This is a genomic window from Runella sp., from assembly GCF_027484545.1.
Classification (GTDB): domain Bacteria; phylum Bacteroidota; class Bacteroidia; order Cytophagales; family Spirosomataceae; genus Runella.
In genome coordinates this window covers 1-8,037 of sequence record NZ_JAIXST010000097.1, presented here as the reverse complement: position 1 = coordinate 8,037, position 8,037 = coordinate 1, and the positions used below count along the sequence as shown (strand labels likewise).

Below are 8,037 nucleotides of genomic sequence, written 5' to 3'. Positions count from 1 at the left end.
GGTTCGGGCAGAGCAGAAAAAGGCGTGGACATGATTGTGGCCTATCGGCAAAAAAATAAACCCATTGCATGGTCAGAAAAAGGTAGTTATGCCTTATCAACTTTGAGGGCAGAGGCTCTCAACTTAGCAAAAGCAGCATCAAGAACACTAAATATTACAGCAACAATTATTTTTCATTTGAAACGGGTGTTAAAGTAAGTGAGTCGTATGCATTTTCGATGAAAACAGATGCTAACTGCGGGACAGTTTTGATATACAAAGCCTTCGGATGTTCTTTTCTAAGCACATTTTGTATTTTTGCATTGCTTAATTTTTTTAAACCGTACTCCAATTGCCCCAGCCTTCCCTTAAAGTAGTTGTATTGCCCGATGCGGGCCCCGAAAATCCCTTTCAATATGAATTGGTACGCTACCTTCGTCAGCAAGGGATGGTGGTAAACGTTGGAAAAAAATATCCGTTGGGAAGTACCTTTCGGGCTTTACATCAGCATCAGCCTGATGTCATTTATTACGATTGGGTTCACAGTTTTATCCTCGGGAAATCGCTTTTTTGGAGTTGGATAAAATCGCTGATTTTTGTTTTCGAAATTACGTACACGCGTTTTTTTTATCGGGCAAAAATGGTTCATACGCTCCATAATCTTCAAAATCATGCCCGATTATGGCTTGGATTGGAAAAAGTGATATATGGTTTTTTCCTACGAAATTGTTCGCAAATCAGAGTATATTCCGAAGAAACAAAAAAAGCAGCGATTGAGCGATTTGGGTTGAAGCCCGAACGAATCAAAGTCATTCAGGATTTGCCGTATCACTTTTATTATGAAAATAAAATAGGGAGAAAGGAAAGCCGTAAACGGTTGAATTTGAATGAAAACGATTTCGTATATCTGTTTTTTGGAGAACTGAAACCCTACAAAGGAATAGACAATTTGCTCAAAGCCTACGCTGAAATAGCCCAACCGAACGACCGTCTGATTATAGCAGGAAAAAGTTACGATGCAGCTTATTTTGCGTCTATCAAACAACAGGCCGACACGATTCCAAGCGTGACTATATTTCATCGTTTTATTGAGGACGAGGAAGTTCAGGTGTTTTTCAACTCTGCCGATGTCATTGTGCTGCCTTTCGTTCGGATTGACCATTCGGGGTCGGTCGATTTAGCTATGTCTTTCGGTAAACCTGTTATTACGCTAAAAACAGAGGCAATGATGACACTTTTGGGGCACCAATCAGAATTGCTTTTTAATACGCCCAAACAGTTGAAGCATCGCCTATACAATGCTATAAAGATTGATTGTGAGGCAGTTGGTCAACAAAACTTTAACATAGTGGATTCAACCAATTATCGGGATATTTTGAACTTATTTGAACTATGAAACAGGTTCTGAAAAAATGGATGGGGCAAGGCGCAATTGGGCGTTTAAGCGGCTTACGGCTACAATTGAAAAGTATTCCGTATCGGTTGGGCAATGACGTAGAATGTCCCATTTGTGGAACTTCCTACAAAGCTTTTATGCCCTTTCGCTATCGTAAAAATGCCTATTGCCCCACTTGCAAATCGCTCGAACGTCATCGCTATATTTACCTTACGCTGCGGGATAGACTTGGGTTTTATGAAACCCCGCGTAAAAAAGTGCTGCACTTTGCACCGGATATTTGCCTGATTCCTACCATTAAAAATAATCCTTTTATTGAGTACGTCACTGCCGACTACATGACGTCGTTTACGAGCAGCATTACCGTCAAGCCCGATTACGTCATGTCCATTGATGACATTCAGTTTCCTAACAATACGTTTGATGTGCTCATTGCGATTGGAATTTTGGTCATGGTTCCCGATGATTCAAAGGTAATGCGCGAGGTTTTGCGAGTACTAAAGCCCAATGGCTACGCGGTTTTTCACGATCCTATCAACTTAAATTTGCCAAAATCGTTCTCGGACGCTTCGTTGACAAAAGAAGAAAAACAAAAATTGTATCACGGACATGACCAGCGTTGGTACTACGGTGCCGACTACGCCGACCGGCTTCGGGCGCAAGGGTTTGAAGTGGAAGATGATATCTATGCCCAACGGATTGACAATAAACGGTACGGCATTTCGCCCAATGAGAAGGTTTATATTGCGAGAAAGAAAGTATGAAAATAGTATTTTGTACCAATGCCTTTGAGAATGTGACCAATGGCCCTGTACGGTTTGCGAATATAATTTTGGAAATCAATGAGTTATTTCCAAATCATGAAATAAGAGTTGTTACCGAAGATGTTTCGGAGGAGCGTTTGGAAAAGTTGAAGTACGTATATAAAGTAAAACTCGCTATTCCTCGTTTATTTAAACCTTTTGGACAGATACTGCGCTGGTTTATTTATTATCAAAAGGTCAAAGAAATAGAAAAATCGTACGATTTTGATGTGTTGGTTTTTATCAATTCTTTTAATGGTACTTGGGCGAGTTTAGTTTCCAAAAAGCCAACGGTGGGCATGATAAACGATGAAAAGAACATGCTGTCCACTTGGCAAAATTTTGAGTTAAAATCACTGTGGCTCAAACGGTTTGCCTTCAAACAGTTTGAACGATTGTCGGCTCAAAAGCATCGATTGATAATTGCCAATTCCGAATTTTTGCAGGAAAGAATCCGAAAAACGTATCACTTGCCCGCTGAAAAAGTTACGAAACTTTACAAATCCATTCCCCTGAATGATATTGATTTCAATCCGCATCGGGAATTCTCATCTCCGATCAAAGTGCTTTTTGTCAAAGCTGATTATTTGGTAGGACAACTGCCTTTGGTGGCCAAAGCGCTTACAAATCTACCCGAATATCAATTTTTGCTGACTGTAGTTGGGCCGGAACCTTGGTTTGAATCGCACTTAAAATCATTTTTTGCTCATAGTTCGAATATACAACTTGAATACGTAGGTCCACAACCGCAGGCACGGGTGTATGAATACTTACGGATTAATGATATTTTCTGCGTTCCGTCGTATACGGAAGCTTTTGGCGTGGCCAATATCGAAGCATTAGCGCACGGAATTTTAGTAATCAGCTCGCGCGTAGGAGGGATCCCCGAAGTGCTGGACAATGGAAACAACGGTTGGCTGATTGAATCAGGAAATGCAGAAATGCTTGCAGATGCCGTCAGAGAGTGCATTCAACATCCTGAAATACGGCTTCAGAAAGCCCAAAACGGGAGGAATTTTATCCAAAAGTTTTCCAAAGACAAAATGTTACGCAACTTTGTAGAAATGCTTGAATCAGTTGTCAGTCCATAGTAATCAGTCCACAGTCGACAACCCATGATAAATTATTTCTGTGGACTGTCAACTATGCTTCTTGACTATTGACTGTCGACTATGGACTGGGGACTTAAAATATGCAATGGCATAACGTTTTTCGAAATCAACAACGTTGGAATTGGCACTTGGTGCTGTATTTTTTCAATGTGTTTTTGGTGGTGTATGGATATGGGTTGAGAGGAGATTCTTTTCAGGCGGCAAAGCTATTTCGAACGGGGTTAGTGGTGGTTTCTCTGGCAGGAATTTTGTTAGCGCAAGGCCAAATCAAGTATATTTTTAATCAGGGCAAAAATTGGGTATTGTACGGGTTTGTGGGCTTGAATGTCGTTGTTTTGCCGTTCAGTGTAGAAGTTTCCCGCAGTTTTGGACGTATTTTATCGTGGATACCCTTCTTAATTTATACCAACTACTTCATCGTTTATCTTTTCAGACACTATGCAAAAGACGAGGCCAAAATCAAATTATTGCAAATTTTTAGCTTAATCTATTTCTATCCCGTTGCGGTCATGTTATTCACTGGTGTGGCATTTCAATCGGAAAATGTGTATGGACAATACGTAGGAGCTTACAAGGCCAACATCATTGGTTGGAGTTGCACTATGTTTGTGGTGATGAGTTTTGATTTATACGCCAATCTCCCCATGTCCCGTTGGCTGCGCTATCTTTTTTTTCTGACTTCTTTTGTGGTTTTATGGGCGATTGTTCTGACGGGGTCACGCAGCAGCTACGCCGGGCTGGCCGTTTCATCGTTGGTGTTGGTGACGCGGAGTCGGATTATTTCCACTTACTTAAAGATAGGAGCAAGCATCTGTATTATTGCTTTTGCGTATTATATCGTTGCAAGCCCCGACTCAGTAGTCAACCTTCGTGCAAAATATGCCAATATCAGACGGCAAAGGGGAGAAGTGCGCTTCAAGTTGGCACAGGAAGCTTTTAAAGTTTTTTCGGAGTATCCCAATGTACTTATTACTGGTTTTGGATTTGACGGTTTTCGAGCGGGATTGGAGCGGTATGCAGGCGTACGAACCGAATTGGCCTCTCACAATTCTTATTTGGAAGTTCTGTTTTCGGGCGGGATTCTTTGTTTTCTGTTTTTTTTGATTTTTTATGCCATCAATGCCTTTTTAAAGTACCTGCGCTTTGACAGCCAATACTTTATCTTTTTGCCGGCCTTGATGATTATTCCTTATTTTGAGTCAAATCTCAACGCGGGACAATTTTTGTTTTTTCCATGGATGACGTTTATGTTTTATTATATTCACGTCTCTTCTTTGCAATTCCCGGTCGAAGAAATGGCTGTTTCAAAAAAGAAAATACGGATTGGGGAATAAAAAAAGCAGAAAACACAGTAAAAGTGTTTTCTGCTTTTTCTTGGTAAGAAGAGATTTTGCTGATACTACCGTAGCAGTTTTCTTATTTAACTTCTTCTTTCGGAGCGTCGTCGCTGCCGCCAAAAAGACCTTTGATAAAACCGGTTGCTTTTTCAAAAGCTTCACCTGCTTCTTCTTTCAAATCTTCAAATTTTTCCTGTGCTTCAGCAGCCAATTCGCCTGCTTTTACCTTTGCTTCTGCGAAAGCTTCTTCTGCTTCCGTTTTCATTTCTTCTGCTTTGGCACTTGCCTGCGCTTTCAAAGCTTCTACATCCACACTTTGTATTTTTTCAGTAATTTCTCCTTTGAGTTCATCAAATGTTTCTTTTGCTTCTGCGGCAAATTCCTGTGCTTTTGCCTTGGCTTGTTCGGCAGCATTTTTTAATTGATCTTCCATGATTTTAGTTAGTTTTATGGATTTGTGAAAGGATTAGGCACAAATTTAGAAGAAACGCTCGGGCTTTGGTTCGCTGGCAATCATTTTAATTTTGAGTTAACATTACGTCATTAAATGTATATTTGTACTATTGCCTTCTGGAGGCGAGGTAGCCTAACTTGGAATGCAATGTCAGCTAACTCTTTGAAGTTGAGTTAGGAATCAATAAATTTGCACAATATTTATCCAAAATGGGTATCTAACTCTAAAAATAGCATAGTAAAGTGGATATTTTCGAGAAACTACGCAATAACTGGGGCCCAATCGGGGCAGCTGCAAAGGCACTGAACAGCCATCATTATTTTTCATTTCCCAAGCTGGAAGGAGAAATTGGCCCACACATGAAATTTCAGGGGAGAGAAGTCCTGAACTGGAGTTTGAACAACTATCTGGGCTTGGCCAACCATCCCGAAGTTCGTAAAGCAGATGCAGAAGCCAGTGCCAAATGGGGATTAGCATATCCGATGGGCGCTCGTATGATGTCGGGAAATTCTGATTTGCACGAGCTTTTTGAAAAAGAACTGGCTGAATTTGTTGGGAAAAAAGAGGCTTTTCTGCTCAATTACGGCTATCAGGGCGTAATGTCAGTTATCGAGTGCATCTGTGACCACCGAGATGTAATTGTCTACGATGCCGAAGCTCATGCGTGTTTAATTGACGGTATTCGACTGCACAAAGCTAAAATGGGGCAGTACTACAAGTATAACCATAATGATATAGAAAGCTTGGAGAAAAACCTGATTCGTGCTACCAAACTTGCCAATGAAAAAGGAGGAGGGGTGTTGGTCATTACAGAAGGCGTATTTGGCATGTCTGGCAAAGTGGGGAGTTTGGATAAAATAGTTGAACTCAAAAATAAATACAATTTCCGTCTTTTGGTGGACGATGCGCACGGGTTTGGTACCATGGGCGAAAATGGCGGAGGCGTAGGCGAAATGTTTGGCGTGTCGAAAGAGATTGACCTGTATTTCTCGACGTTTGCTAAATCTATGGCGGCGATTGGGGCCTTTGTAGCGGCGGATGATGAAGATATTATCATGTATCTCAAATACAATATGCGTTCACAAACCTACGCCAAAGCATTGCCGATGCCTTACGTAGAAGCCGGACGCAAGCGCTTAGAATTGATTAAACAACATCCCGAATTACGTAAAAATCTTTGGGAAATCGTACACTCGCTGCAAAGCGGGCTTCGTGAGCGCGGTTTCGACATCGGAGAGACGACTTCGCCCGTTACTCCCGTTTTTATGCAGGGATTGGAAGGCGGACTTCCCGAAGTAACCAACATGGTACGTGATTTGCGCGAAAATATGGGCATTTTCTGTTCTATTATTGTTTATCCGGTGATTCCAAAAGGTCAAATTATCTTGCGCCTTATTCCAACGGCTTCGCATACGCTGGCCGATGTAGAGAAAACACTCAATGCATTTGATGCTATGCGTGAAAAATTAGACGCAGGTGTTTATCGTGCTGATTTGGCCGTAACTGTATAATAGTTTTAATTCCTTCTTTAAAGCGTGCATCTCTTAGGGGGATGCCCGCTTTTTTGTTACGATTGGATGGGGATTTTCCGAAGGTTCATTGCTTTTGTTTATAAACCTTCCGCTTCGGCGGTCCGATCCTTGTATGAAAACCCTGAAACTCATTCTCTTTTGCTGTGTTTTTCTTCTCACTAATCTGATGTATGCCAAACCCTTGCGTTTAGGAATTGCTGGATTTATCCATGACCACGTTCACCAAATCTTAGGTCGACCCGCCAAAGGGGATGTGGAAATTGTGGGGGTTGCCGAACCCAATCGTGAATTGGCAATGCGTTATTTAAAGCGCTATAATTTGCCTGAAAATCTTTGGTACCCCACGCTGGAAGCCATGATTGCGGCCACTAAACCCGAAGCCGTTTGTGCCTTCAACAGTATTTTTGAACACAAACAAGTGGTTGAAATTTGTGCACCCAAAGGCATTCACGTCATGGTTGAAAAGCCGTTGGCCGTCAATACCGCTCACGCAAAGGTGATGGTTGCATTGGCTAAAAAACACAATATTCAGTTGCTGACTAATTTTGAAACGACTTGGTATTCAAGCCATCAGGTAGCTTATGATTTGATATATGGCAAAAATGCCTTAGGAGATATTCGTAAAGTAGTGGTGCATGATGGTCACAAAGGGCCGAAAGAAATCGGTTGTTCGCAGGAATTTTTGAGTTGGTTAACTGATCCTGTCATGAATGGAGGCGGAGCCGTCATTGACTTTGGGTGTTATGGCGCTAATCTGATGACGTGGCTGATGAAAGGAGAGCGTCCGTTGACAGTGACGGCAGTTACTCAACAAATGAAGCCAGATGTGTATCCCAAAGTAGATGACGAAGCGACTATTATTTTGACGTATCCTAAATCACAGGCCATCATTCAGGCATCGTGGAATTGGCCTTTTGATCGTAAAGACATGGAAATTTATGGTCAAAAAGGATATGTAGTTTGTGACCGTACGTTGCAAATGCGCACCCGCTTAGGCGATGGAGTAAAGCGCGATGCTGTTGAAGAAAAACGGGAACTAACGAAACTTTCAGCACCTTACGACGACCCCTTCTCGTATTTTGCCGCAGTCATAAAAGGAGAAATAAAACCGGAGAAAGATCTTTCGTCGCTGGAAGTTAATCAAATAGTTGTGGAAATTTTGGAAGCGGCCGTTCAATCTGCCAAAACAGGGAAGGCTGTGAAGTTGTAACAATTAAGAGAATGGTTAAACGTGTTACAGTAAGCAGTTTTGAGTATAAGAGGTCGAACGCACTACGCCTAACATTTATACTCTTTTCCTTATTGCAATAGTCCGCTACGAATTAAGCGGCGATTTTAGTATAATTGATTAGATTTTGATAATTGTCTGAATTTTTAGTGGTTTCAGGGCAAATTCCCAGACCGATAATAAATTTATCAAGTAG

The 8,037-nt window shown here is 41.5% G+C and carries 8 protein-coding genes; 7 read left to right on the top strand and 1 reads right to left on the bottom strand.

What is annotated here, in order from left to right:
* From Q0081_RS08850 to Q0081_RS08830, 5 genes are all read left to right on the top strand, one after another.
* A partial coding sequence (locus Q0081_RS08850) for a hypothetical protein (RefSeq protein ID WP_298351627.1) occupies positions 1–198 on the top strand: 198 nt, incomplete at its 5' end.
* Positions 199–331: 133 nt separating this feature from the next.
* On the top strand, positions 332–1,375 hold the full coding sequence (locus Q0081_RS08845) for a glycosyltransferase family 4 protein (RefSeq protein ID WP_298351624.1): 1,044 nt from the start codon (positions 332–334) through the stop codon (positions 1,373–1,375).
* Positions 1,372–2,139, top strand: a complete 768-nt coding sequence (locus tag Q0081_RS08840; protein WP_298351621.1) for a methyltransferase domain-containing protein — start codon at positions 1,372–1,374, stop codon at positions 2,137–2,139. The genes Q0081_RS08845 and Q0081_RS08840 overlap by 4 nt, the downstream gene beginning before the upstream one ends.
* Positions 2,136–3,269 (top strand): glycosyltransferase family 4 protein, encoded by a 1,134-nt coding sequence (locus Q0081_RS08835; RefSeq protein ID WP_298351616.1) that lies wholly within the window; start codon positions 2,136–2,138, stop codon positions 3,267–3,269. Before Q0081_RS08840 ends, Q0081_RS08835 begins: the two co-directional genes overlap by 4 nt.
* Positions 3,270–3,370: 101 nt before the next feature.
* The gene (locus tag Q0081_RS08830) at positions 3,371–4,624 is read left to right on the top strand and encodes an O-antigen ligase (protein ID WP_298351611.1); all 1,254 of its coding nucleotides are present in this window, start codon (positions 3,371–3,373) and stop codon (positions 4,622–4,624) included.
* Positions 4,625–4,706: 82 nt separating this feature from the next.
* On the opposite strand, the gene Q0081_RS08825 is transcribed toward Q0081_RS08830, so the two are convergent.
* The gene (locus tag Q0081_RS08825) at positions 4,707–5,060 is read right to left on the bottom strand and encodes a hypothetical protein (protein WP_298351608.1); all 354 of its coding nucleotides are present in this window, start codon (positions 5,058–5,060) and stop codon (positions 4,707–4,709) included.
* 263 nt (positions 5,061–5,323) lie between these two features.
* Here Q0081_RS08825 and Q0081_RS08820 point away from each other — a divergent pair, with 263 nt between their 5' ends.
* Positions 5,324–6,592, top strand: coding sequence for a pyridoxal phosphate-dependent aminotransferase family protein (locus Q0081_RS08820; protein WP_298351605.1), 1,269 nt, complete (start codon positions 5,324–5,326; stop codon positions 6,590–6,592).
* Between the two features lie 133 nt (positions 6,593–6,725).
* A complete protein-coding gene (locus tag Q0081_RS08815) occupies positions 6,726–7,823 on the top strand; it encodes a Gfo/Idh/MocA family protein (protein ID WP_298351602.1) in 1,098 nt (365 codons plus the stop codon).
* The last annotated feature ends 214 nt before the right edge of the window (positions 7,824–8,037 follow it).

Excerpts from the sequence above, each read along its gene's own strand:
- Q0081_RS08840 (WP_298351621.1), top strand. The coding sequence starts at position 1,372 with ATGAAACAGGTTCTGAAAAAATGGATGGGGCAAGGCGCAATTGGGCGT.
- Q0081_RS08835 (WP_298351616.1), top strand. The coding sequence starts at position 2,136 with ATGAAAATAGTATTTTGTACCAATGCCTTTGAGAATGTGACCAATGGC.
- Q0081_RS08830 (WP_298351611.1), top strand. The coding sequence starts at position 3,371 with ATGCAATGGCATAACGTTTTTCGAAATCAACAACGTTGGAATTGGCAC.
- Q0081_RS08825 (WP_298351608.1), bottom strand. The coding sequence starts at position 5,060 with ATGGAAGATCAATTAAAAAATGCTGCCGAACAAGCCAAGGCAAAAGCA.
- Q0081_RS08815 (WP_298351602.1), top strand. The coding sequence starts at position 6,726 with ATGAAAACCCTGAAACTCATTCTCTTTTGCTGTGTTTTTCTTCTCACT.